The organism is Arthrobacter sp. fls2-241-R2A-200 (genome assembly GCF_030209745.1).
GTDB lineage: Bacteria > Actinomycetota > Actinomycetes > Actinomycetales > Micrococcaceae > Arthrobacter.
In genome coordinates, this window is sequence record NZ_JARVRJ010000008.1 from 120,778 (window position 1) to 146,329 (window position 25,552).

Below are 25,552 nucleotides of genomic sequence, written 5' to 3' on the forward strand. Positions count from 1 at the left end.
CACGCCGGATCGGGGTCTGTTGATTCTGCCGCGGCCTGGGATAAGCTCCTGACATGGCACGCCGCAGTTTTCTTCAGTGGCCGGTCGTCCGGCAGGTGACTTCGGGCGATCTACTGGGTCGTGGGCCCTCTGTGACTTCGCCGCACACACAAGCGATCACCCCCCGGACCGCCACCGCGGACCGCGTTGTACAGAGCGTGTGCCCGTACTGCGCAGTTGGCTGCGGGCAACGCGTGTACGTCAAGGATGAGAAGGTCATCCAGATCGAAGGCGATCCCGATTCGCCGATTTCCCGCGGCCGCCTGTGCCCCAAGGGGTCAGCCAGCGAGCAGCTCGTCAATTCCCCCGGGCGCCAGACCAGCGTGCTGTACCGGGCGCCCCGCTCCACGCAATGGCAGACCTTGGACCTCGACACTGCCATTGACATGGTGGCAGATCGTTTCATTGAGACCCGGCGCAGAACCTGGGAGCAGGAAGATGAGGAAGGCCGCCTGCTCCGCCGCACCATGGGCATTGCTTCCCTGGGCGGCGCAACTCTGGACAATGAAGAAAACTACCTGATAAAGAAGCTCTTCACCGCCGCCGGGGCCGTGCAGATCGAGAACCAAGCCCGCATTTGACACTCCGCTACGGTTCCCAGTTTGGGAGCCTCATTTGGTCGAGGTGGTGCGACTCAATCACTGCCGGACATGGCTAACGCCGACTGCATCGTCATTCAGGGTTCCAACATGGCGGAGTGCCACCCAGTGGGTTACCAGTGGGTAGCCGAAGCCAAGGCACGCGGAGCTAAAGTCATCCACGTGGATCCCCGTTTCACGCGTACGTCCGCGGTGGCTGACAAGCACATTCCCATCCGGGCTGGTTCCGACGTCGTGCTTTTGGGTGCCTTGATCAACTACGTCATCTCTCATGACCTCTGGTTCAAGGAGTACGTGAGCGCGTACACCAATGCGGCAACGTTGGTTCATGCCGATTACCGTGACGCCGAAGACCTCGGCGGCCTGTTTTCCGGATTCGATCCCGAAACAGGTGCGTATGACCCCTCTTCGTGGTCCTACGCAGAAGAGGGCGGCGACACCATCGACGAGCCCGGCCCCGGAACGGAACACGGCTCCGATGCTTCGGACCGTGCCGCCGGCCATCAGTTCGGCAGCGGTGGCCCTCCCTTGGAGCACGCTAAAGTCCAGCGGGACGAAACCCTGCAGGACCCCCGGACCGTCTTCCAGATCGTGAAACGGCATTACGCCCGGTACACGCCGGAGATGGTGCAGCAGATGTGTGGCATCACCACGGAGGATTTCGAGTACATGGCGCGTGCCATCACGGAAAACTCCGGACGTGACCGGACAACGTGCTTTGCCTACGCCGTTGGATGGACCCAGCACACCTTGGGAACGCAGTTCATCCGTGCTGCTGCCATTTTGCAGCTGTTGCTGGGAAACATGGGCCGCCCGGGCGGCGGAATCATGGCACTCCGTGGCCATGCCAGTATCCAGGGCTCGTCCGACATCCCCACGCTGTTCAACTTGTTGCCTGGATACTTGCCGATGCCCAGCGCCGGCCGTCATGACACTTTCCGCGAGTTCGTCGAAGCCATCGGGTCCAAGAAGCAGAAGGGCTTTTGGGCTGAAGCTGATGCCTACGCGATCAGCCTGTTGAAGGCTTGGTGGGGCGACGCCGCCACCAAGGAAAACGACTGGGCCTACGATTACCTTCCGAGGCTTAACGGGCCGCACGGTACCTACCAGACCGTGATGTCCATGCTCGAGGACAAGGTGGAGGGCTACTTCGTTCTCGGTCAGAATCCCGCCGTCGGATCTTCCAACGGCCGCATGCAGCGCATGGGTATGTCCCACTTGAAGTGGCTGGTTGTCCGCGACCTGAACCTCATCGAGTCCGCGACCTGGTGGAAGGACGGCCCCGAGATCGAATCAGGAGAACTGCGGACCGAGGACATCGAGACCGAAGTGTTCTTCATGCCCGCAGCAACCCACGTGGAGAAGGCGGGCTCGTTTACGCAAACCCAGCGGCTGCTCCAGTGGCGGCACCAGGCTGTGGCGCCACCGGGACAGTGCCAGAGCGAGCTGCAGTTCTTCTTCCTGTTGGGGCAAAAGATCCGTGAAAAGCTGGCTGGCTCCACCGATGAACGGGATCGCCCGCTCCTTGACCTGACGTGGGACTACCCAGTTGACGAACACGGCGATCCGGAGCCCGAAGCCGTGCTCGCTGAGATCAACGGCCGCCATCTGACGGGTCCGGATGCGGGCAAACCGCTTTCCGCCTACACCGAGTTACGTGCAGACGGTTCAACCTCCTCGGGATGCTGGATTTACACCGGCGTGTATGCAGACGGGGTAAACCACGCCGCCAACAGGAAGCCCGGCCAGGAACAGGGGCCCGTAGCGCCTGAGTGGGGCTGGGCATGGCCTGCCAACCGGCGTGTTCTCTACAACCGTGCATCGGCGGACCCGGCCGGGAAACCATGGAGCGAGCGGAAGAAGTACGTCTGGTGGGACCAGGAAAAGGGCCAATGGGTTGGCGACGACGTCCCCGACTTCCCGATTGACCGTGCCCCTGGAAGCCGGCCTGACCCTGAACTGGGTGGTTCGGCCGCATTGGCTGGAGATGATCCTTTCATCATGCAAGCCGACGGGAAGGGGTGGTTGTTCGCCCCGAAGGGTCTTGTGGACGGCCCGCTGCCCACGCACTACGAGCCGCAGGAATCGCCTGTGTCCAACGCACTCTATCCGCAGCAGCAGAATCCCGGAAGGATGACGTACGGCCGCAAGGATAATCTGAGTGCACCGAGTGGCGGTAGCCCCGGTGCGGACATCTATCCGTACGTCTTCACCACGTACCGCCTCACCGAGCACCACACGGCCGGCGGGATGAGCCGTTGGCTGCCCTACCTTTCGGAGTTGCAACCGGAAATGTTCTGCGAAGTCTCGCCCGAGCTCGCTGCCGAGCGCGGACTTGAGCCATTTGGTTGGGCCACCATCATTTCGGCACGGTCCGCCATTGAAGCGAAAGTGCTGGTCACCGACCGGATGACCCCCCTGACCGTAGCGGGCCATACCGTTCACCAGATTGGGCTCCCCTATCACTGGGGAGTTGGAACGAACGCGATTGTCAGCGGTGACGCCGCCAACGACCTTCTGGGCGTGACACTGGACCCGAACGTCCAGATCCAGGAATCCAAGGCAGCCTCGTGTGATATTCGACCCGGCCGCCGGCCCCGGGGCGCGGACTTGCTCGCCCTGGTGGCGGAATACCAAGCACGTGCAGGAATAACGCCCGAAACCGGAAATGCCCGAATCACCGATCCGGGCAGCGGCTCGACGTTGGAGGACTAGATGGGACAGCTGTCAGGACCAACGGACCCGGCCGTGGACGCCCACTGGGAGCAGCACGAATCCCGCAAGGGGTTCTTCACGGACACGTCCATTTGCATCGGTTGCAAGGCCTGCGAAGTAGCGTGCAAAGAGTGGAACCACAATCCCGGAGACGGGAACCTGGAACTCCTCGGATCCTCCTATGACAACACCGGGGCACTCGGGGCAAGCACGTGGCGGCACGTCGCGTTCGTGGAGCAGGGTCAGGAACGCATCAAGGAAGCACGCGAGACAGGGCGGGCACTCGTGAGTTTGGGAATGCCCAAATTCGGTCCTCCCTCTCAGCCGGACCTTGCGTCTGCGGATACGACCCCGCCTGACACGGCTGATTTCCGTTGGTTGATGTCCTCGGACGTCTGCAAGCACTGCACGCACGCCGGTTGCCTCGACGTCTGCCCCACAGGAGCCCTTTTCCGCACCGAATTCGGCACTGTGGTGGTTCAGGACGACGTATGCAACGGTTGCGGAACCTGCGTTGCCGGATGCCCGTTCGGCGTGATTGAACGGCGCAGCGACGGCACGGCCATGGTCGCCTCCGAACGGAAGGAGCAGCACACCGACCATCCTGATATTCCGAACGTAGGCGTCGCGCAGAAGTGCACACTCTGCTACGACCGACTTGTCGACGATGAGACGCCTGCCTGCGCCAAGGCATGCCCGACGACGTCCATCAAGTTCGGTGACCACGACACCATGGTTGAGACCGCCCGCGAGAGGGTGGCAGAACTGCACGCGCAAGGCCTCACCGAGGCGAGGCTTTACGGGGCCAACGAGCTCGACGGCGTCGGCGGAACCGGATCGGTCTTCCTGCTCCTGGACGAACCCGAAGTGTACGGACTTCCACCGGACCCACGGGTGCCCACAGCCGACCTGCCCCAGATGTACCGCCGCGCAGGGATGGCCGTCGCCGGCATGGTCGCTGCCGCCGCCTTTGCTTTCCTCGGAGGAAAAGCGTGACCCACTCAGAGTTCGATGCCTTCCGTCCCCCTGAGCCGGCGCGTCGTCGTCGAACGGGCGGCGTGCGCAGCAACGGACAGCGCAACAACGGACGGCGCCGCGACGGCGGTGACGGTTCACGGGAAATGCCCATGGTCCCGGAGCCGGAATTCAGCTCATACTATGGCCGTCCCGTGGTCAAACCAGCCCCTTGGGCCGAGGACGTTGCAGCATATTTGTTCCTGGGCGGCGTGGCCGCCGGTTCGGCGCTCCTTGGCCTCGGCGGGCAACTGACCGGCCGTCCCACGCTCCGCCGGAACGCGCGACTGGGTGCGCTTGGGGCGGTAGGACTGGGTGCTGTTGCCTTGGTCAAGGACCTTGGCAGGCCTGAGCGCTTCCTGAACATGCTGCGGACCTTCAAGGTGACATCGCCCATGAGTGTGGGTTCCTGGATCCTCAGTGCGTTCAGTGCCGGCGCCGGCGTGGTTGCCGTGGCGGAGCTCGATCGACTGACGGGGGCCCGGTTGCCGTTGGGCCCGCTGCGGACTGTCTTGCGGGCAGTGGAAGGCCCTGCAGGATTCGAGGCAGCCATTTTCGCCGGGCCTTTGGCGGCGTACACAGCGGTGCTTCTCGGCGACACTGCCACGCCCACATGGAACGCCGCCCACGAGGAATTGCCATTCGTCTTCGTCAGTTCGGCCGCCTTGGCCTCTGCCGGGCTTGCCATGATCACCACTCCCGTCCATGAGGCCGGTCCGGCACGGAAACTTGCCGTCGTCGGGGTTATGGGGGATGTCCTTGCAATGCGCGTCATGGAGCACAGGATGGATCCCGTGGTTGCCGAGCCACTGCACCTGGGCAAAGCGGGGACCATGCTTAAGTGGAGCGAACGGCTGGCCATCGCAGGAGCTCTGGGGACTTTGCTGGGAGGACGCCACAGAGTGGTCGCCGCTGCCTCCGGTGTGGCGTTACTGACTGCCTCCGCGCTGACCCGGTTCGGTGTCTTCGAAGCGGGGCTTTCCTCAGCAAGGGATCCGCGCTACACGATCGAACCGCAAAAGAAGCGGCTCGCGGCGCGCAGGGCCGCTGGCGTCACCAACGATTCGATCACCACCGCCAACTGAGGGATCAGCGGATTTCAATACCGGGAACCGCAGTGGTGTATCCGATCACGGGATATCCCGGCAATTCTCCGACCACCAGCAGGCCACCGGAGGTCTGCGCGTCCGCCAGAAGCAGCAGGTCATCCTCGCTGACTCCGGGAGCGGACCGCAGATGTGGACACACCCAATCGAGGTTGCGCCTTGTTCCACCTGAGACGTAACCGTCCCGCAGTGCCTGCCGGGCGCCGTCGACGACGGGCACTGCAGCCACGTCTATCACCGCGCCGACGCCGGAGGCCCTGCACATCTTGTAAAGGTGTCCGAGCAAACCAAAACCCGTGACGTCGGTTGCCGCCCGTGCGCCCGCCACCACCGCGGCGTTGGCGGCGTCGCGGTTCAGGCCGGTCATGGTGGCGATGGCTTCGGCAAACACTTCACCGGTCTGCTTGTGCCGGTTATTGAGCAGTCCGACGCCGATGGGCTTGGTGAGCGTCAGCGGCAATCCAGCAGTGGCGGCGTCGTTGCGCAGCAGTTGGTCAGGGTGGGCCAGACCGGTTACCGCCATGCCGTACTTCGGCTCTGGATCGTCGATTGAATGCCCGCCAATGACCGGGCACCCGGCCTCGGACGCGATGCTGAGGCCACCCCGGAGGACTTCGGTCATCAGTTCCATGGGCAGCACGTCGCGGGGCCAACCGACGAGGTTGATCGCCATGATGGGACGACCACCCATGGCATAGATGTCCGAGAGCGCGTTGGCGGCGGCGATCCGGCCCCAGTCAAAGGCGTCATCCACAACGGGAGTGAAGAAATCGGCCGTGGAGAGGACGGCAAGACCGTCCGCGACCCTAACGGCTGCGGCATCGTCGCCACTGTCGAGACCCACGAGAACATCGGCCCCGGGCTGGCCCGTGAGGCCCCGAACGGCGTCTTCGAGTTCGCCGGGTGGGATTTTGCACGCACACCCGCCCCCGTGGGCGAAGCCGGTGAGTCGGACTGCGCCTGCGGCATGCTCGTGAAGTTTCGGGCTGGACATAGGGGCGTGGTTCACCTCCTTAGCGTACCCCTGCCGATGATCTGCTAAATTGAACGCGGTGGCGTCCGGGTCCTGGTGGGCCCCCCGGTCTTCAAAACCGGTGAGGCCGAGCATCTCGGCCTGGCGGGTTCGATTCCCGTCCGCCTCCGCCAACTACGGGCAACAACCCGCGGACCGAGGAGGGACCATGAGCCACATCGATCCGCGCCGCCGCATACCGCGCACCGACGATCTGTTGGGACTTCCTGCCGTCGAGGCCGCACGGGAGCGGCTCAGCGGCCGCGTCATCAGCGAACTCGTCCGCCAGGTCCAGGAGCAGGCTCGCCGCGGTGAGCTTCATCCCGATGAGGTTGAACCTGCCTTGCTGGCTGCGGTGGCCGCGCGTACTGCGACTACCCTGCGCCCGGTGCTGAACGCGACAGGTGTTGTTGTCCACACCAACCTCGGCCGAGCTCCGCTGTCCGGGGCGGCCGTTGAAGCGCTCTTGGCGGCCAGCGGTTATGTAGATGTGGAGCTTGACCTGGCCACGGGCACGCGTTCGCGCCGCGGAGCGGGAGTCCGGGCAGCGTTGCTGGCGGCCTGTCCCGCGGCCGAGGACGCTTTGGTGGTCAACAACGGCGCCGCAGCACTGGTACTGGCCACTACCGCATTGGCAGCGGCTTCCCCAGGCACTGCCCCCATGGGCCCCGGCAAGGAAGTCGTGGTGAGCCGCGGGGAGCTGGTGGAAATTGGCGCGGGCTTCAGGCTTCCTGACCTGATCGAATCCACTGGTGCCACTCTGCGCGAAGTAGGCACCACCAACCGGACCCACCTACGCGACTATGAGGCCGTCGTCGGGCCTAACACCGCTTGCATACTCAAGGTTCATCCCAGCAACTTTCGAGTTGACGGCTTCACCTCTGCCGTGCCGTTACGCGAACTTAGCGCCCTTGCCGCGGAGCGCGGGACTACACTCGTCGCGGACCTGGGCAGCGGCCTGCTGGCGCCCGATCCGCTGCTGCCGGAAGAACCCGACGTCGCCACAGCCTTGGCAAGCGGGGCCGACGTCGTCATAGCCAGCGGTGACAAGCTCCTGGGCGGTCCCCAGGCTGGTTTGCTGCTGGGCACGTCCGCGATGATCTCCCGGCTCGCCACACACCCCCTGGCCCGTGCTGTCCGCGCCGACAAACTGACTCTCGCCGCGCTCGAGGCCACGCTCAATGGCGGCGAGCCGCCGGTGGCCCGGGCGCTGCATGCAACATCGGCGCAATTGCGGAGGCGGACTGATCGACTGGCCGCGGCGCTGGCGGTACCGGTGGTGGAGCATGACGGCCGGGTTGGCGGCGGTGGCGCTCCCGGTGTGCCACTGCCAGGCTGGGCACTGAAACTCCCTGCAGCACTGGCCCACACCTTGCGTACCGGCGATCCGGCGGTGCTCCCCCGCGTCCACGATGGCTCCTGCTTGGTGGACCTGAGGTGCGTGCCCGAACAAGACGACGACCTGGTTCTCCGGGCAATTCGTCAGGCCACGGCGAAGCTGCGAGGCCCGGGACGTGCTTTGGTGGCGGGCACCGAAGAAATTGCCGGACGGACGGCCTAGCCGGTGCATGTTGTCGCCACCGCCGGGCACGTCGATTGCGGGAAAAGCACCCTTGTACGGGCCCTCACCGGCATGGAACCGGACCGCTGGGAGGAAGAGCGACGGCGGGGCCTGACCATTGATTTGGGTTATGCGTGGACAGAGCTGCCATCCGGGCGTGATGTCGCGTTCGTGGATGTCCCCGGGCACGAGAGGTTCCTCGGGAACATGCTCGCCGGCATCGGGCCGGCACCCGTGGTCTGCTTTGTGGTTGCTGCCGACGAGGGCTGGCAAGCGCAGTCGAGCGATCACCGTGACGCGGTCGCCGCCTTGGGCATCGAACACGGCGTTATAGTCCTGAGCCGCATCGACAGGGCTCCGGGGCGAGTTGACGAAGTGCTCGCCAGAACCCGGAGCGAGTTGGCCGGTACCGGGTTGGCGAATGCCCCCGCCGTCGCCGTTTCCGCCCCGGCGGGTACCGGACTGGCAGAACTGCGCGCCACCCTCGACGACGTACTGGCCAAGCTGCCTTCGCCCACCGCTTCGGGGCGGGTCAGGTTGTGGGTGGACCGCTCGTTCACCATCGCGGGATCGGGAACCGTGGTGACCGGAACGCTCGCAGCGGGAACGCTCGTTCAGGGTGACCGCTTGGAATTGCTGGGTCACGACGGCTCCCGTTCGGTTGCCGTTCGCGGGCTGCAAAGCCGCGACACGTCGTACTCGTCGCTGGGGCCGGTCAACCGGGTCGCACTGAATCTGCGTGATGTTTCCGCTGGCGATGTCCGGCGCGGCGATGCGCTGCTCACCCCCGGCGCTTGGGCCGCCACTAGCGTCCTTGGTGTCCGACGCACCACCGGCGTCAGCTACACCGACGTACCGGAACGCCTGATGGTTCACGCTGGCACAGCGGCGGTGCCGTGCCGGCTGCGGCCCTTTGATGCAGACCACGCGCGGCTCGTTCTTGATCGGCCTTTGCCACTGGTCCTCGGCGACCGCTTGGTGTTACGCGATCCGGGGAGCCGAATGGTCTTGGGCGGTGCACAAGTCCTCGATGCCGACCCCCCGGCACTGCGCCGCCGCGGCGATGGCCTCCAGTGGGCGAAGCGCCTTTCGCGCTTGGACGCCGGTGGAGATCTGCTCGGAGAAGTCGCCGGCCGTGGTGCCATGGAGGAACAGCACCTGCGCCGTCTAGGCCTGCTGCCCGCAGCCGATGAAACCGGACACGACGGCGCTGCTCCCACCGCCGCTGCTCCCGACGGGGTGAAGGTCATCGGCGGTTGGTGGGTCCACGCCCCGCTTTATCAAGCATGGCAAGAGCGGTTGCGCACGGAGCTAAAGGCATTGCATGAGCGGGACCCGCTGACCCTTGGCCTGTCCCAAGGTGCGGCACGAGACCTGCTGCAACTTCCGGCCGAGGCACTGCTGGGCCATGTGGTTCGCGATGCGGGCCTGGAGCAGGACAGTGGTCACGTGCGGTTGGCGGGCAGCGGTGGTGAGCTTGGCGCCGTCGAACCGGCCGTTTCAGCTGTGGAGGCCAAACTCGCTTCAGCCCCCTTCAGGGCCCCTGAGGCCGATGAACTGGTCTCGCTCGGCTTGGGTGCACGGGAGCTGGCTGCTGCCGGACGCGCCGGGCGGTTGCTGAGGTTGGGCGATGGTGTGGTCCTGCTGCCGACGGCGCCGGCGCTGGCCATGCGCGAACTCGCACGCTTGGAGCAGCCCTTCACCACGAGCCAGGCCCGGCAGGCGCTGGGAACAACAAGGCGGGTGGCAGTTCCGCTCCTGGAGTATCTTGACTCACGGGGTTGGACCCGACGGTTGGATGCCGGTCACCGAAGTGTGGTGCGCTGACCCTTCAAGGGCACGCGACGTTGTAGTCGAAGGCACCGGAGATGTATTGGGTCAAGGCGACTTTGCCGCCGCCCGTCAACGGCGCGGTGGTGCATTTGCTTTTTGCATCGGCCAGTGACGCGGCCCCTGGGATCCAGCTGTTCAGCGTGTAGAGGTTGCTGGTGAAGGGCACGGTGCCGGTGATCCCGCTCCACTGGAAGGTGGTCGAGTAGAGCCCGGTCCGGGCGCCAATACTGATGAAGTAGGCGGCCATTCCTTCGAGGTCGGCCCTGTTGGCAGCAGTATCAGTTGACCAGCTGTTGCTGGTCTCCACATCCAGCCACCAAATGAAGGAAGCCGGGTTTACAACCCCGCGCGCTGTCGCATCGTCATAAGCCTTGGCATAGCCGTACATATAGGAACAGGCCGCGCCGACCGAACCGGGGGTGCAGTTGCCGTAGGGGTTGGTGACGGCTTTTCCGCCGTACGTGTTGCTCTGAGGCCACCACGACCCGGACGTGCCAGGGTTGCCGGTGTTGACGTAGAGGGCCACTGCGGGCTGGCTGGTCCCGCCAGAAGAGGTGGCAGCCCAGGATAGCTGCGTACTGAGACATGGATTGGTGGTGTCCGCACGGCCTCCATTGACACCGACGATGGCGAAGGCCTGTCCGCTGGGAAGAGTCGAGCCGCATTGCGGCCAGGAGACATCGTTGCCCACCGCTGGGTGGGTGAGCTGGTAGAAGCGGTACATGAACGCCGCCATGGCGTCCCTGGCCACAGGCAAGAGTGGCCGGTACGTCTTGGAGCCGTCCGACTCGGTGTATCCGGTGCTGATACCGGTGGAGGCCAGCCAAGTGATCTCTTTATAGAACGTGGTGCTCGGCGTCACATCCGTGAAGGGTGAGTTCTGCGGGGCCGTGAACGCCGGGGAGCCATCCAGGCGGTACATGAACGCCGCCATCGCGTCACGTCCCACGGAGTTCCCTGGCCGGTACGTTTTGGACTTGTCGGAATCGACGTATCCGGTGCTGATGCCGGTGGAGGCCAGCCAGGTGATCTCCTTGTAGAACTTTGTGCTCGGCGTGATATCCGTGAAGGGTGAGTTCTGCGGGGCCGTGAACGCCGGGGAGCCGGCCAGACGGTACATGAAGGCGGCCATCGCGTCGCGGGCCACAGGAAGCAGCGGGCGATACTGTTTGCTGTTATCAGGCATGATCCAGCCGGTGGAGATGCCTTGCGCCGCCAACCACTGGATTTCCGTGAAGAACTGCGACCCCGGCGGAACGTCGGCGAACGAGCCCGAGGACGTGTTCGTCGTTGCCATCCGAGTCGTTGCCGTCCGAACGGGAGAAGCAGGTGCGGTGAGGGACTTTCCTCCGGGTGCGGCCTCTGCTACCAGTGGGAACGTCGATATGCCCGCTATGACCAAAGCCACGCACACCAATGCACGCACCACCACACCACGGAGCATACAAAAGGCCTTCCCGCCAACGGACGGAATGCCCGTCCCCCAATAACGCCGGCGCTGACGAACCGACCTTTGTACCCTATGCCTGCGCCGCCGATTCCAGCAACCAGGCCGGACGGGATACAGGTAAAAGTCGACCTATCCGTCACGGGCCCGAAGCCTTCACCGAGAACAGGACGGGTAGGCTCAGCGTCATGACTATCGACACTTCATCCCGCCGCGTCCCACGCCCGGGCGGTTGGCTGCCCGAGAACCACGATGACCTCGAAGACTGGATCGCGGGGCACCGCGAACGGGTCGAGGCCCGGGGCGAAGACGCTCCTCTGCACCCGGTAATTGTAGAGTTCCAGGAACTGATCGCCAGCGACCCGGTCGTCCGTCTCTACATGACCGAGATGATCGACCAGGTCCCCAAGTCGAAGCCCTACCGCAAACGCCACCTCACCAGCATTGACCAGCTGCTCCGGCTGATCAATGAAGTGCTGACGACGGCACCCGAGTTCAGCGAAGGCGGCATGGTCACCACGCCATTGACGGCGATCCTTGACTGGACGATGGGAACCGAGGCGGGGTTCGCAGCCCACCGTGATCCGCGGATCGTGGCCATGTTCCGCAAGGTCCTGGACGCGTGGTGCGAGTTCCTGACCAGCGAGGATTCGCTGTATGTGCTCAACGATTCCCCGTCGGGGTGGATGTCCGAGAAGGCCCAGCAGGTCGTCGGGATGGACGACTACCAACACGATGCCCTCGCCGAGCACTGGGGCTTCACATCGTGGAATGATTTCTTCGCCCGCCGGCTCACTCCAACTTCCAGGCCGGTCGCTGCACCCGAGGATGACAAGGTCATCGTCAGCGCCTGCGAGTCCACCCCCTACAAGATCAGTTCCGACGTTCAACGCCAGAGCCGCTTCTGGGTCAAGAACCAGCCCTACTCACTCGATGACCTGCTCGCCCGGGACGAGTCCGTGGATGAATTTATCGGTGGAACCGTATACCAGGCGTTCTTGAGCGCTTTGAACTATCACCGGTGGCACGCTCCCGTCGCTGGAACGATTGTGCGTGCATACCTCAAAGACGGTACGTACTTTTCCGAGGCGGAATCCGAGGGCGCCGACGCGGTCGAGCCCACCGTCTCGCAGTCCTATCTTGCCCATGTCGCCGCGCGGGCGATCATCCTGATTCAGGCGGACGACCCGGTCATCGGCCTCATGGCCGTGATCCCGGTGGGCATGATCGAGGTCTCGTCGTGCGTTATCAACCCGGAAATCGTCCCCGGCCACCATGTAGATAAGGGCGATGAGCTGGGGTACTTCCAGTTCGGTGGCTCGACGGAATGCCTGGTCTTCCGGCCCGGCGTCATCGACCAGTTCTCCCTCAATGCGCTGCCCCAGCCGCACGATCCGAACGCTCCCCTTGTGCGGGTTCGGTCAAAGATTGCAACCGCCAAGTCCTGAAAGGAGGACTGGGTGAACGGTAAGGCCAGTACCTGGTTCTTGAGTTGCACCGAGCGGGAGAATCTGGCCACCGAAGTGCGCGCCGGCATCACTGGAACCCGCACGGCCGGACCTGGCGATCCGGGATGGGCAGCGCCAACGACGAATCAGTAGGGTTGGTTCATGATCAACGTTTCAGCTGTGTCGGCGTTGTCGTCCTATCACTGGCTCGGTATTCCGATCGCCGTTGCCGGGGCCGTCCTACTGGCGCTCGGGACGCTCTTCCAGCACAAAGCCGTCGAGGGCCAGGAGGCCGCACCGGGGCGGGCGGCCGGAAGCATGGGCGGGGGCCGCCTGCAGGCTCTCCTGCGCAAACCTGTTTGGCTCGCCGGGACCGGGATGCTCGGAGCAGCGATCCTTCTACAGCTGACCAGCCTGAGGTTCTCACCCCTGATCGTCGTGCAACCCGTCGGCGCTGTAGCCTTGGTCGTCACCACCCTGGCCACGGCCAGGATGACCCGCCGGTCCCCCGGCCGCCGGGCTCTCACATCAGTGGCTTTGTGCATAGTTGGGGTGGGCGTGTTCGTTGCTGTCGCGGCCGTATCCGCGCAGGACGTCGAGATCAGCGACCGTCACCTCATCACCATCCTGATCCTGCTCGGCGTCGTCCTCGCCGCATTGGGCACGGGATTTGGTCTGTGGCGCCGCCGCTGGGGAGCGGTGGTGTTCACCGCCGGCGCCGGGATCCTCTTCGGGTTTGTCGCGGCCCTGGCCAAAACCGTCATCGCCCGGCTCTTCCAAGGTGATTTCGAATGGCTATCGATGAGCTGTCTGGCAGGGCTGATCATCGCCGCCCTGTCCGGGACGTTTCTGGTCCAGAACGCGCACACCCGCGGCACACCGGAGCTCGTCGTTGCTGGGCTGACAGTCATCGATCCGCTCGTCGCCGTGACCATTGGCATCACCGTCCTCGGTGAAGCCGCCGCCGCCCCGCCATTGGCGTTCCTCGGCTTCGGACTCGCGGGCGCCGTCGCCATCGCCGGGGTCATCCTTCTGGCCACCGTCAAAAAACAACAAACCAAGCCCTGACCTAAAGGTCGCGCGCGAAGGGTCTCCCCGTCCTTAACCGGACGCGGCAGCAATAGCCGACGCCGGGAGACCCGATCGGTCCGGAGCCCTCTGCGGCACCTGAAACTGAATCCCTTGGCCGACCGCGCGCGGAGTCACCACCGATATAAGACATCACCGTCACCTCAGCCGAGGACCGCTCAAGTGGGAGGCGTTTTGCGCCGAATAGTAAGTAGGGTTACTATTCTCCGGGTATTCGCAGTGCTTGGCCATGAGGCGGACGTCACAGCAAATGGGACGGGGCCGCGGGGCGACGATGAATCATTTGGTGACGACAAGTAATTGCGGGACTGTGCGTTGGAGGGGTTGTTGTGACTGAGCTGAAACCGGGGCTCCTCTTAGGGGGACGCTACCGCCTGCACGAAGTGCTCGGACGCGGAAGCCTGGCAACTGTTTACCGGGCCACTGACGAACTCCTGTTACGGGAAGTCGCGGTGAAGCTTTTCCGGAATGTGGGCGCCGAACCGGCCCAAATCCCGCGCCAGGAGAATGAGGTGCGGATTCTGGCCGGTCTAAGCCACCACGCCTTGGTGACCCTTCTCGATGCCGGCGCCGATCTGACGGACCCGGATGACCGGAAGGGCTACCTCGTGATGGAACTGGTCCGCGGCCCGGACCTGCGCGTCAGGGAACGCCAGGGGCCACTATCAGCCGCGCACATGGCCCTTATCGGCCACGATCTCGCCGATGGCTTGTCCTACATCCACCATCACGGCATCGTGCACCGCGACATCAAACCCGCGAACATCCTGTTGGTCGACTACAACAACGACGATAGCCGCGTCCGTGCCAAACTCACCGACTTCGGCGTCGCCATGCTCGCAGCCAAGGACCGGCTGGACGATACCTCCGGAACTTCAGGCACTCCCGCTTATCTGAGTCCCGAACAAGCTTTGGGCGAGCCCGTAGGTACCGCCAGTGACGTCTATTCCTTGGGGCTGGTCCTCCTCGAGGGCCTGACCGGTATTGTTCCCTACCCGGGGGCGCCACTGGAATCTGCTCTTGCCCGGCTCTTGCGCGATCCCCACATCCCCGAAGACCTTGCCCCGGCATGGGCACGAGTGCTGACAGCGATGCTCTCACGGGAGCCCGATGACCGGCCCTCGGCACGAGAGGTCTCACTGGCTTTGAGGCAGGAAGTCATCACCGGCACAGGGCGTCACCGCGACACTTCCGGATTGCGCAGTGATACCGAAGAAGCCAGGATGGAAGCGGTCCACCGCTACGGCATTCTCGACACACCCCCCGATGGGGCCTTCGACCGGATTACGGCCTTAGCCGCGCGGTTGTTTTCCGTACCTATCGCCATCGTCAGCATCGTGGACCACGACCGGATTTGGTTCAAATCCCACCACGGAACTGACGTGGAGCAAATCAGCCGGGACCCCGGGCTGTGCGCCTCGGCCATCCTGCAGGACGATCCGTGGGTCATCACCAACGCACCCGCCGACCCACGCACGCTCACCAACCCACTGGTCGCCGGCGAATTCGGGCTGAAATTCTACGCAGGAGTACCACTGCGGACCCAGGACGGCTACAACCTCGGGACGATGTGCGTACTGGACAGGAAAGCCCGGGAATTCTCAGCGGAAGACGTCCGCTCCCTGGAAGATCTTGCGGCGATCGTGATGAACGACCTGGAGATGCGCCTGCACAGTACCGCCGCCAGCCGCGCTTAACAAGGAACATCCGCAGACGGCGCCAGCGACCGACACTAGGCGTCGTCGTCGGCGCATTGCGTGCCCTTGCAATGGTGGAGCTAAGGAGATTCGAACTCCTGACCTCTTCGATGCGAACGAAGCGCTCTACCAACTGAGCTATAGCCCCCGGACCATGCATTTCCGCGCAGCCAGTGTCCCTAGGCTACAAAGTTTCGCGGCGCATTTCCAACCACGACACGAACGTCTCAGTTCCACGCCGTTCACCCGGGCTCAGGTTGTGTCCGGCGCGGAGGAAATCCCCTAGCCGTCCGGGCAGGGGCAGCTCTACGATCCTGCCGCCTCGTCCGGTAATCTCGCGCCACTGCTCAGCCATCGGCCGCATGGACTGGACCTCCGGGCCACCGAGAGTGCGGACACTGTGCTGCTCCGTGTCCGGGACTGCAAACGCGGATTCAAGCAGGCCACGGGCAACGTCGGTGGGTGAAATGGACTGGAATTTCGCGCCCCTGAAGACCGGGATCAGGCGAAGCTTCGCTCCCGATTGGAAGATCGCGGCAACCAGGCTGTGGAACTGGGTGGCCCGCACCACCACTGTTTCCAAGGATGCCTGCGCGTAGACCGCCTCTTTTTTGGCCTTCGACGCATAGTACGGATATGTGGTGCGGTCGCAGTTGACGATCGACAACATGACGACCCTGGCCACGCCGGCCCGGTGGGCCGCAGCCAGAAGCCTCCCGCCGCCGTCGGCGAATTGCTTCTGCGCCTTGCCGAACTGAGCCTCAAGGCAATCGATAACGACGTCGACACCGCCTACGGCCGCGTCCAGGCCCTCCCCCGTGGTGACGTCGCCCGCGAAGTAGGTGGCGCCGTCGTGGTGCTGCGACGAGCCGGAGGCCGGCACATGGCGGGCGAGTACGGAAACCGTATGGCCCGCGCCAACCGCCATACGGACAACCTCACGGCCCACCTGCCCCGTTCCCCCCGCGACGCAAATGGTGGCCATGGGTCAGGCGCGGCGGCGCTGCAACACAGAGTCCAGGTTGCTCAGCGCACTGCTGCCCTTGGCCGTAACCGATGCTTGCGCGGCAACAGCAGCTTCGACCTGTTCAGCACCTTGTTTAAGGACCGGCTTGCCCACCGGCTTGGGGGATTCCGGGAGATCCAGCGGTTCGGGAGCAGGGCGGGACGCTTTGGCAGCATCGACGTACGTGGGCTTCGGCACCTCCACCGGCTCCCAACTGGCTCCCTTTGCATCTCGAGTTACTTCGCCCGGCTTATCCCCCGCGGCCAGCGCGACAGCCAAGGCTGCCTCACGAAGTTCCGAAGCGGAAAGGCGTGCCGGCTCTTTGCGCCCGGCTTCGGCGTCGAACACTGTGGTTTCTTTCGGCACCGCAGGGGTTTCGTCCCTGCGGATCCACGCTGGCGACTGGACCGGCGCTGGACGCACCGCCCGCCGGGCACGGCGATCCTTGAGGGCGAGCCTGCGCAGGATAACGACGGCGATCACCGCACCGAAAAGGGAAAGCACCGGCACCCAAGCGGAGCCCGTACCGAGAACCCGCAGGACGCCTGAAACAATGGCCGTCAGCAGCAGGGCAAGCCCGGCAAGCGCAATGGTGAACCGGGCATAACGAATGCTGAAGGGGTCCGCTGCCGGCCTTTTCCTGGGCATCCCAACCGCTCCGGAATCCGAGGGTGACGCCTGTGCTTTGCCGTGCATGGTCTCCATCGGTTTCTCCTGCTGAGGTGCCAAAGTCAGTACCACCCCTGGGTGCGGTTGATTGGGTTCGTCGGTGAATGCCTCAACTGGCAGCGAGGCCGTGAGGACTTGCTGCCGCCTGTTCCGCAAAACATAGGGCGCCACCCACACCATCCACAGCGCGACAGTGACAACGAGCACCAGGGAGCTGCTGAGAGGGAAGTCCACATTCAAAACGGTAGAAGCAAATAGCTGAGGTCCGCCGCATTGCCGTCGGTGTGTCGTGGCCGAGTCGGCAAATGACTGCAGATGCCCCCGAAGAAGGTCCAAAACCAGCGCTTGACCTGCCGTTTTATCCTCGGAGCCAGCGGCGGAGCAGTCCCTCCGGAACCTCGTCTGAAGTCAACGCGAAGGAGCGATGGTCGGCCCATTCCCCGTTGATGTGGAGATACCGTTCGCGGTACCCCTCATCACGGAACCCCAGCTTTTCCACCACCCGAAGGCTTGGCGCGTTCTCAGGGCGAATGTTGATTTCCATGCGGTGCAAGCCCAGCACCGCGAAGCAATGATCGGTGGCCATGGCAACCGCGGTAGGCGCAATGCCATGGCCGGCCCGATCCTTGTCAACCCAATAACCCAGGGTTGCCATCATTGCCGAACCCCAGATGATGGAGGAAACAGTCAGTTGACCGACGATTTTAGGATCGCGGTAGCCAGCTGTCCGTTCGGTGATGAGGAACGGCAGCGCAGTGGCCTGTCTTGCCTGGTTATGGAGCGACGCCACCATCTGGCGGTAGCTGGGCAGGCGTCCCCCGGGTTCCGGGTTCGAGGCTTCCCAGGGCGCCAGCCACTCCCCGTTGCGGGACCGGACGTCGGACCACTCCCGCCGGTCGCGATAACGGATGGGCCGCAGCGCCAAGTCTCCGCATTCCAGCGTTACCGGCCAGATCGCAGAGCCGTACATCCGCGCTATTGGGGAAGGTTGGCGGTGAAGTTGGGCAGCCACTCCCGGAGCTCGGGACCGAGGTCCTCACGCTCACAGGCAAGCTCGATGCAGGCCTTCAGGTAGCTCAATTTGTCGCCGGTGTCATAGCGGCGGCCCCGGAATACCACACCATAGACCCCATAGCCTTCACCGTCGCCACCAGCAAGGACCTCAAGGGCATCGGTAAGTTGGATTTCCCCGCCACGCCCGGGTTCGGTTTTCTCCAGAACATCGAACACTGCCGGGTGCAGAACGTAGCGGCCGATGACGGCCAGGTTCGACGGCGCCTCTTCCGGAGACGGCTTTTCCACAAGCTGCTTGATCCGGACGTAGCCGTCCTCGCCAATGTCCTCGACGTCGGCACAACCGTAGGCGCTGATCTTCGAAGGCTCCACTTCGATGAGGGCCACCACGGAGCCGCCGGTCTTCTGTTGGACGGCAATCATTTCGCTCAAGAGGTCATCTTTGGGATCGATGAGGTCATCGCCGAGCAGAACGGCGAACGGCTCATGCCCTACGTGCTGCTTTGCACGCAGGACCGCGTGGCCCAGGCCTTTGGCGTCGCCTTGCCTGACGTAGTGGATGTCACCGAGGTTGGTGGCTGACTGGATGGCTTCAAGCTTGGCCGTATCGCCCTTCTCGGCCAGCGTCGCTTCCAGCGCCGGCACCCGGTCAAAGTGATCTTCCAGAGCGCGTTTGCTGCGTCCGGTGATCATCAGGACGTCGTGCAGGCCAACCTTGACCGCTTCTTCGACGACGTACTGGATGGCTGGCTTGTCGACCACCGGCAGCATTTCCTTTGGCATCGCCTTGGTGGCGGGAAGGAAACGGGTACCAAGACCCGCGGCAGGGATGACAGCTTTACGGACAGCATTGTTATCGAGAGTCACCGGACTAATCTAACGGAAGTAGCACGGCAACGGGTAAACCCCCGCCGAGCCGGACTGCACTATTGCGGGATTACTCTGTACCCGACGCCAATATGATGGGACCCAGATGCTTAGCAAAGAAGAGATCCGCAGCTCGCGACGACTCTGCCGCAGTGCCCTGACCCCCGAACAACGGTCAGCTGCGGGGGCATCGATCAGCGTTCATGGTAAAGAGTGGGCAGCACGGGTGGCCGGCGGATCCACGGGCGAGTTCGCACTCTACGTTGGAGTCGCCCACGAACCGCCAACCATGCCGCTCATCGAGGCCCTCTACGCAGAAGGCCACAGGGTCCTCCTACCGGTCTGCGAACCCGATCGGCAGTTGAGCTGGGTGTACTGGACTCCGGACACGGCTTTTGTCCGCTCTGCCTACGCCCCTATCGACGAGCCGGAGGGCGAACGCTTGGACAGTGCGGTCATTGCCGGAACCGCCGGAATCTTCATGCCGGCGACGGCGGTGGACCTGGCTGGCAGCCGCATAGGACAAGGCGGGGGCTACTACGACCGGCTATTGGACGGCTTGGACTCGTCCGGACTACGGCCCCCCAGCATTGCGGTCATCTACGACGAGGACCTCTTACCCGCGGGCTCCATCCCCGCCGAAGGCTTTGATCGCCCAGTGCCGGAGGTCCTGACACCTTCAGGAATTGTCCGGATGCTGGCGGGAGCCTAGACCGGCGTAGCGCCTTTGCTGCCGGGGTAGGCCGGTGCCGGAACTGCCGCGCACTGGATGATAGAATTGGCACTCAGGCCCTGCGACTGCTAATGCGGATCTCCCGCTTCCGCCGCCCAGGACCTGAACTTTGTCCCAAAGGAGGAATTCAGTGCCCACTTACGCGTACGCCTGCAAGGACTGTGGCCATGCCTTTGACATCGTCCAGTCTTTCTCTGACAGCTCCCTGACGGAGTGCCCCGAATGCAAGGGTTCTTTGCGCAAGAAGTTCAACAGCGTCGGCGTTGTCTTTAAGGGCTCCGGGTTTTACCGGACCGACTCACGCGACACCAAGGGCAGCACGGTTTCGCCTGCTCCGGCTGCGCCCGCTGCTGCGCCAGCCGCGGCCGCCCCGGCACCTGCCGCAGCTACCAGCTAGGCCCTAAGTTCTCCACATAGGGCGTTCTCCACATAGGGAGACGAGCAGCTGTCCCCGCATGGATGCACGACGTTAGCGTGGCCGCATGCCTCAAACATCGCGCACCACCCTCCTGGCCCGTGCTGAACGGGCGGCGTCAGCCACTCCTCCTAGAACGTTCCCCTCGATGCGCGTCCAGCAACTGCGGGCAGGGCCTGGACGAGGAAAAACCGGCAAGCTCCAGCGGGCCCAGGCGCGCGGGTTCCGGCAGACGCGCCCTTTGAGGTTGCGCTGGGGGTCCTGGGTGGGACGGAACCGCCGGCTTACGGTTGTCCTGCTTCTATGCCTTGCCGCAGGCTTGGCAGTCCAACAGTTGACTCCCGAGCCACCGCAACGCGTCAGCGTGGTAGTTGCTGCCAGGGACCTTCCAGTGGGCACAAGCCTCACGGGCAACGACTTCACCACCATTGGAGTGCCGACGGACGTCGCTCTGGCTGGTGCACTCCAAGACGCCAAACCCCTGGTGGGTCGCCAGTTGGCCGCCCCACTACGCCGCGGACAGATCCCGTCTGAGTCGGTTCTCCTGGGCCCCGCCCTCCTCACAGGTGCCCCCGCAGGAACTTCGGCAGTTCCACTGCGGATGGCGGACCCCTCCTCCATCCAGCTCCTGTCCCCCGGCCAGTTGGTAACGGTGGTTCTCACAGCGGACAGTTCCTATGCCGAATCCCGGAAGAGCGAAGTGCTCGCTGGCCCGGTTCCAGTGCTCTGGACATCGGCCCACGGTGGAAAGCCTGGCGAGTGGCTCGGGACCAGCGACACGGACGGTTTGGTCGTCGTCGCCGCCGACCCCCTGCAAGCAGAAAAGCTTGCCGGCGCATCCACGCAAGGCAAGCTTTTCTTTGTGCTGGAGCACCAGCAATGAACGACGTCGGACGCGCCGCCTGCCGTTCACCCCCAGTGAGGGGGTTTCTGCTCCTTCAACCACTGCTCATGATCGTATCCGGATTCGTCGCCCCAGCGCCGGGGATCGTCCTCGGCCGCTTTGGTCGGAAGAATGCCGCCAGATGACGGTTTCGTGGAGGTCACGTCGGCTGCCTGCTGATCAGGAGTGCCATCCGCTCGTGATCCGTCCGACGAGGATGCCACCGCTTCTGTCCTGTCGGCTTCTCCGGCGGTGTCCCGCTGGTTTCCGTCCGGTTCCATACCTACTGCTTTCTCCACGTCTTGACTGGCCACCGAAGCCCCATATCCGTGCGATTGAGGCGTTTCGCGTGATCTCCTGGCCGAAGAAGCCGCCGCGAAGATTGGCTGCCCACCGCCCACATTCAATTCTTCAACATCCATGTCAAGGAAGCCATGCTGAGGTGCGGCAGATGACTGAAGAATGTGGTTTTCAAGGCCCAGGTAGGAACCAATGCGGTCTGCACACGAGGAAGGATCGGTAAACACCTCAATGGTCCAAAGGGACATGTAGCGCCATCCCATGCGCTCCAGCAGTTGGGGCCGGAGCCTGCTGCGCTCACGGACGCTCATCCGACGGTACCGCTCAGTACCGTCAGACTCGATGGCAACCGGCGTGGGGATCTCCGCGCCTTCCCGTCCAATGGTATGAACAGGGTCCGCAGCGGCGGCGATGTCAAGGACGCCGTCGTAAAGATGCCATACCCGTGCGCCCCTGGCGCGCAGGCGCTCCCCGAGGTCAGCAACCAGGGGGTCCTCCCCCAGGGCTTGTTCGCTGGCTACCGCGCGGGAAGTAGGAGTACCCAGGTTGCTGTTGCCGGAAAGCTCCCGATCAAGCAACTCATAGAAGTCCACGGCGCCGTGGGCCAGCCGATCCAGGTCGAGGTCCTCAGGACGGAAGCAACTCAGCACGTGCATGGACCGCCGTGCACGCGTCATGGCCAGAGCAAACCGGTTCCGTCCGCCCTCTGTGGACAGGGGGCCAAAGGAGTGGAGGGCGCGCCCGTGCGGGGTGCGTCCGTAACCGAGCGAGAAGATCACGTGGTCCCGCACCAAGCCCTGGGCCCGCTCCAAATCCACTACGCGGAAGGATTCCGGTCCTGCCCCGAAGAACGGGGAAAGCAATGGGTGATTAGGCAATTGGAGCCTGATCGCTTCACCAATACGCGCTGCGTGGCGAAGGCTCGCAGTAACCACGGCCAAGGACGTCCGCGGACGCAGCCGCGCGTGTTCAAAGACCAGATCCACCACGCGGTTGACCTCGGCAGTTACGGATTCCACCCCTTCGTGATCGGCACCGGGCAGCCCGGTGCCGTCGGGAATGTACTCCACCAGGATGGACCGATCCAAGCCAGTGACGGAGCTTCCGTCGGGGAGGCGCCGCAAGCCGCCGTCGTAATAATTCTTGCTGAGCTGAAGGATCAGGTCCTCATCAACCGCGCGATACACCCAGTTGAGCTGCCACGTAGGCAACACCCGAGCCAACGACTTAAACGCACTATCCACGGCAACATGGCTGGCTACCCCTGCCACGGGCGGCTCCACCGCGACACTGAAGGTACGTGCATTGCCGATCTTGCCGTCTCCGAAGGCGATCACCTGGCGAGCCCTGGATATCGCCGGCAGGACCGCCTGCAAGGAGGTCGATTCGGCGTCGATCACCACCACGGCATCGAACTTCTGCTCCGCAGGAAGAACGCCCGTCAGAAGGTAGGGGCTAACTGACCACACAGGAACCAACAACGGGACGAGGTCGGGAGCCTGCGCACTCAAAGCCGGCAATGTCACCCGACCGTCCTTCAACAACGCCCGGAGTAGCTCGGCTTGGCGCGGATGCTCGAGAATGCCCTGCCGCCACTTTTCGGCCAACTGCCAGCGCAGGCGTGCAGCGCCACTGGCGATGTGTGCCTGATCGGCGAGACGGAATTCAGCTTCGAGGCGGCGCAGCGAATCGCCGTCCGACATAGCAAGATAGTCATCGCCACTGATCATTGCTTCCAGCGCAGACTGCCACCACGCCAAATCCAGTTCCGCCGCCACCGATTCGGCGGGGACTTCACGGGCAGCAAGATCGGCGAGCAACTCTCCCAGACCATGCTCGCGCATTTCCTCAATTAGGAGTGTCCGCTCCGGGAGGGTCTCCAAGGTGGCCGCGTCCTCCACGAGCCGTCCCAAGCGCTCCGTCAGCTCCGCATAGGGCGTTTCACGCAGAGAGCCGCCGGCTGCGGTGTGCTTGAGGGCTTCCCCGAGACGCCGCAGCTCGTTGTCCAACTCGCGGTAGAGAACCCCGAGGTCGGCGAGTCCGGAAGGCACAGCGGGGTGGCGTTGGGTGGTGGCATAGTCGGCCCACAACGCACGTTGCTCCTGGACCAGAACCAACGAGCTGTGAAGGTCGGCGATATGAACGCCCGGCCTGACATATTCTTTTGCGACGCGCCGCAACCGGGAGCGCTGCATGGACGGCATCTCCACGTTGTGCTCACGACGCCATGCGGACGTGGCCGTGGCCGAAATGAGGTCGTGCACCGGGCGATCAAAAATGTCGGGAGTGAATTTGTCCAAGCTCTCCCGCACGGCAATGAGAAGCTCCAGTTGCGCGCCCCACTCGGCGAAGGTCTCCCCCAAACGGATCTCGGCATGGTCGGACACCGCCTTCATGCGTTCGCGCAACACAGGAAGCTTCTCTGCCGCCACGCGAGTCAGCAGTTGCGCTTCCTCAGTCTCTTTCCGGTTCACCAAACGGGCGCCGTACCACGGGCTGGACGTAGCGTCCTTGCTAAAGCTGCCCAGCTCAGCGGCCCGGCGCAAACGGCCAGCCAACTCCTCGCGGTCCCGAATATTGTCCAAGACGCTGCGTTTCAGGCGCACAGTGGTTGAAGGAGCGGGGTGGATGGAAGTCAATTCGGCGAGGGACTGCATCGCCTGGTACGGCGAGCACCCCCAACGCTCACGGACATTATGCAATGAGGCAACATGGTCCATCAGGGCATGGCGGTGCCCGATCAAGGTCTGGTGAAGGTTTCCGAGCTGAGGCTCGAGGGCCTTCTCGTTTCGCATGATGGCCTGCACCAACTGGCCCTTGAGCTGCTGCGGCGTGGTGCCGTTTCCCGGACGGAAGAACATGGAGCCGAGACCCAGCGCCTCCAAGTGGGCGGACAGGCCCATCAAGCTGGACTGCCGGTCACCCACCACAAGAACGGATTTGCCCTGGCTCACGAGTGCACCGATGGCGTTAATTGCCGTCTGCGTTTGTCCGCTGCCTGGGGGTGTGCTGACAACGAGGGAGTCACCGGCACGGACCGCGTCCACAACATACTGCTGATCGGTGTCTGCATCCAACAGGAGCAGCTCGTCCGCCGGGTCACGATCGTCCAGGCTGGGGAACCTGCCCGACTTGATCGGCTCGGGTTCGACGTCGCCGCCGTTCGCGACCGTGGCAAGAGCGGCGACCAGCGGATTGTTCATATTGATCCAGGGATCATCGAGATTGCCTGACAGGTCCGCCAGGGTGGTAACCAGCAAATTAAACTCCACCTCGGCGCCATGGATAGGCCGCACAAGGGTGGTCAAGCGATCCAAGACCGGCTGGGGATCAAGCCGGGCCGTGTTGTAGGCCATGCGTGCCACCGCGTTAACGTCAAAGACAATGCCGTGCACGGTTTTCAAGTGCCGCACCAAAGCAGGGTTCATCCGGGCCTGCTCGGTCAGCTGCAGCTCGTAGTCGTCCTCGCCGGGACGGACCGTCAGCATGATGGAGGTCAGCATTACGGGCGCTGAAACGCGCTGGGGCTTCCCGCCCACGGCCGATGTCCAGACCACCGTTCCCGCAGATAAGTATCCGGCCTCGATGCCGCGATCGTTGCTGAGTTCGAAGATTTTCGAACGAATATTCCGGGCCGCCCGGGCCGCTACCAAATACTGCTGGCGGTCCCTGATCAGGGTGGACAGGCGGGTTTTCCGCCCAGCGAGCAATTGCGCCAACCCTGACGGGTGGGCGTTGCTCAAATCAATGGCGCCCTCCGGCGTTTTGACGAAGCGCAGCATCGTATCCGCCCCTGTGACGGGCTTGAGACCAGACAGCCATTTCTTGAGCTCTTCGGAGCCCTCTTCCTGGCCTTGACCTACTGACACAACTTCTGCCTTCTTCTCTTTGCTCGCTTTAGACGCCTTAGACCATACCGGCATACCTTCGAGGGTAGCGGGAATACCCGGGCTGCCCTGTCCGCAACACTGTGGCTCCGCAAAATTCGCCGCGAATTCACAGGAGCCTGCCCTTCACCGCCATGGTGCACGAAGAATGACGTGGGCAGACCAAGTGCCCGGCAAGAACAAAGTGGCCGGCCTCCCAGAGGAAGCCGGCCACTTAA

General features: G+C 63.8%; 18 protein-coding genes and 2 tRNA genes. 12 read left to right on the plus strand and 8 right to left on the minus strand.

Annotation, left to right across the window (positions count from 1 at the left end):
* Positions 1 to 53 precede the first annotated feature (53 nt).
* From fdh to nrfD, 3 genes are read left to right on the plus strand one after another with little or no spacing between them, the layout of a single operon-like run.
* The gene (fdh, locus tag QRN42_RS09385; protein ID WP_284978963.1) at positions 54 to 3,353 is read left to right on the plus strand and encodes a formate dehydrogenase; all 3,300 of its coding nucleotides are present in this window, start codon (positions 54 to 56) and stop codon (positions 3,351 to 3,353) included.
* On the plus strand, positions 3,354 to 4,349 hold the full coding sequence (locus QRN42_RS09390; RefSeq protein WP_284978964.1) for a 4Fe-4S dicluster domain-containing protein: 996 nt from the start codon (positions 3,354 to 3,356) through the stop codon (positions 4,347 to 4,349).
* Complete coding sequence (gene nrfD, locus QRN42_RS09395) at positions 4,346 to 5,452, plus strand: NrfD/PsrC family molybdoenzyme membrane anchor subunit (protein WP_284977305.1); 1,107 nt, start codon at positions 4,346 to 4,348, stop codon at positions 5,450 to 5,452. Before QRN42_RS09390 ends, nrfD begins: the two co-directional genes overlap by 4 nt.
* Positions 5,453 to 5,456: 4 nt before the next feature.
* Here nrfD and selD read toward each other — a convergent pair whose 3' ends face one another.
* Positions 5,457 to 6,467: a selenide, water dikinase SelD gene (gene selD, locus QRN42_RS09400; RefSeq protein WP_284979044.1), complete on the minus strand. Its 1,011-nt coding sequence runs from the start codon at positions 6,465 to 6,467 to the stop codon at positions 5,457 to 5,459.
* Between the two features lie 57 nt (positions 6,468 to 6,524).
* Between selD and QRN42_RS09405 the strand changes: the two genes are divergently transcribed.
* The 3 genes from QRN42_RS09405 (at position 6,525) to selB (ending at position 9,873) form a co-directional block, all read left to right on the plus strand.
* Positions 6,525 to 6,619: transfer RNA gene (locus QRN42_RS09405), tRNA-Sec, on the plus strand.
* 35 nt (positions 6,620 to 6,654) lie between these two features.
* Positions 6,655 to 8,046, plus strand: a complete 1,392-nt coding sequence (gene selA / locus QRN42_RS09410; RefSeq protein ID WP_284978965.1) for an L-seryl-tRNA(Sec) selenium transferase — start codon at positions 6,655 to 6,657, stop codon at positions 8,044 to 8,046.
* A 3-nt stretch (positions 8,047 to 8,049) separates the two neighbouring features.
* On the plus strand, positions 8,050 to 9,873 hold the full coding sequence (gene selB, locus QRN42_RS09415) for a selenocysteine-specific translation elongation factor (protein ID WP_284978966.1): 1,824 nt from the start codon (positions 8,050 to 8,052) through the stop codon (positions 9,871 to 9,873).
* Positions 9,874 to 9,877: 4 nt separating this feature from the next.
* On the opposite strand, the gene QRN42_RS09420 is transcribed toward selB, so the two are convergent.
* Positions 9,878 to 11,311 (minus strand): S-layer homology domain-containing protein, encoded by a 1,434-nt coding sequence (locus tag QRN42_RS09420; protein WP_502869488.1) that lies wholly within the window; start codon positions 11,309 to 11,311, stop codon positions 9,878 to 9,880.
* A 203-nt stretch (positions 11,312 to 11,514) separates the two neighbouring features.
* Between QRN42_RS09420 and QRN42_RS09425 the strand changes: the two genes are divergently transcribed.
* The 3 genes from QRN42_RS09425 (at position 11,515) to QRN42_RS09435 (ending at position 15,560) form a co-directional block, all read left to right on the plus strand.
* Positions 11,515 to 12,774 (plus strand): phosphatidylserine decarboxylase family protein, encoded by a 1,260-nt coding sequence (locus tag QRN42_RS09425; RefSeq protein ID WP_284978967.1) that lies wholly within the window; start codon positions 11,515 to 11,517, stop codon positions 12,772 to 12,774.
* Between the two features lie 162 nt (positions 12,775 to 12,936).
* Positions 12,937 to 13,842: a DMT family transporter gene (locus QRN42_RS09430; protein WP_284978968.1), complete on the plus strand. Its 906-nt coding sequence runs from the start codon at positions 12,937 to 12,939 to the stop codon at positions 13,840 to 13,842.
* A gap of 350 nt (positions 13,843 to 14,192) precedes the next feature.
* The gene (locus tag QRN42_RS09435; protein ID WP_284978969.1) at positions 14,193 to 15,560 is read left to right on the plus strand and encodes a protein kinase domain-containing protein; all 1,368 of its coding nucleotides are present in this window, start codon (positions 14,193 to 14,195) and stop codon (positions 15,558 to 15,560) included.
* Between the two features lie 72 nt (positions 15,561 to 15,632).
* Here QRN42_RS09435 and QRN42_RS09440 read toward each other — a convergent pair.
* The 5 genes from QRN42_RS09440 to galU all read right to left on the minus strand — a co-directional run bounded on the left by QRN42_RS09440 (position 15,633) and on the right by galU (position 19,116).
* Positions 15,633 to 15,708 (minus strand) — tRNA-Ala (locus tag QRN42_RS09440).
* 36 nt (positions 15,709 to 15,744) lie between these two features.
* A complete protein-coding gene (locus tag QRN42_RS09445) occupies positions 15,745 to 16,545 on the minus strand; it encodes an SDR family oxidoreductase (RefSeq protein WP_284978970.1) in 801 nt (266 codons plus the stop codon).
* Between the two features lie 3 nt (positions 16,546 to 16,548).
* Positions 16,549 to 17,469, minus strand: a complete 921-nt coding sequence (locus tag QRN42_RS09450; RefSeq protein ID WP_284978971.1) for a hypothetical protein — start codon at positions 17,467 to 17,469, stop codon at positions 16,549 to 16,551.
* A 124-nt stretch (positions 17,470 to 17,593) separates the two neighbouring features.
* Complete coding sequence (locus tag QRN42_RS09455) at positions 17,594 to 18,205, minus strand: GNAT family N-acetyltransferase (protein ID WP_284978972.1); 612 nt, start codon at positions 18,203 to 18,205, stop codon at positions 17,594 to 17,596.
* A gap of 5 nt (positions 18,206 to 18,210) precedes the next feature.
* Positions 18,211 to 19,116, minus strand: a complete 906-nt coding sequence (gene galU, locus QRN42_RS09460) for a UTP--glucose-1-phosphate uridylyltransferase GalU (RefSeq protein ID WP_284978973.1) — start codon at positions 19,114 to 19,116, stop codon at positions 18,211 to 18,213.
* Positions 19,117 to 19,222: 106 nt separating this feature from the next.
* Here galU and QRN42_RS09465 point away from each other — a divergent pair, with 106 nt between their 5' ends.
* From QRN42_RS09465 to QRN42_RS09475, 3 genes are all read left to right on the plus strand, one after another.
* Positions 19,223 to 19,828: a 5-formyltetrahydrofolate cyclo-ligase gene (locus QRN42_RS09465; RefSeq protein WP_284978974.1), complete on the plus strand. Its 606-nt coding sequence runs from the start codon at positions 19,223 to 19,225 to the stop codon at positions 19,826 to 19,828.
* Between the two features lie 151 nt (positions 19,829 to 19,979).
* Complete coding sequence (locus QRN42_RS09470) at positions 19,980 to 20,246, plus strand: FmdB family zinc ribbon protein (RefSeq protein WP_284978975.1); 267 nt, start codon at positions 19,980 to 19,982, stop codon at positions 20,244 to 20,246.
* 85 nt (positions 20,247 to 20,331) lie between these two features.
* Complete coding sequence (locus tag QRN42_RS09475; protein ID WP_284978976.1) at positions 20,332 to 21,147, plus strand: RcpC/CpaB family pilus assembly protein; 816 nt, start codon at positions 20,332 to 20,334, stop codon at positions 21,145 to 21,147.
* Positions 21,148 to 21,173: 26 nt separating this feature from the next.
* Here QRN42_RS09475 and QRN42_RS09480 read toward each other — a convergent pair whose 3' ends face one another.
* Complete coding sequence (locus QRN42_RS09480; protein WP_284978977.1) at positions 21,174 to 25,370, minus strand: DUF4011 domain-containing protein; 4,197 nt, start codon at positions 25,368 to 25,370, stop codon at positions 21,174 to 21,176.
* Positions 25,371 to 25,552: the final 182 nt, after the last annotated feature.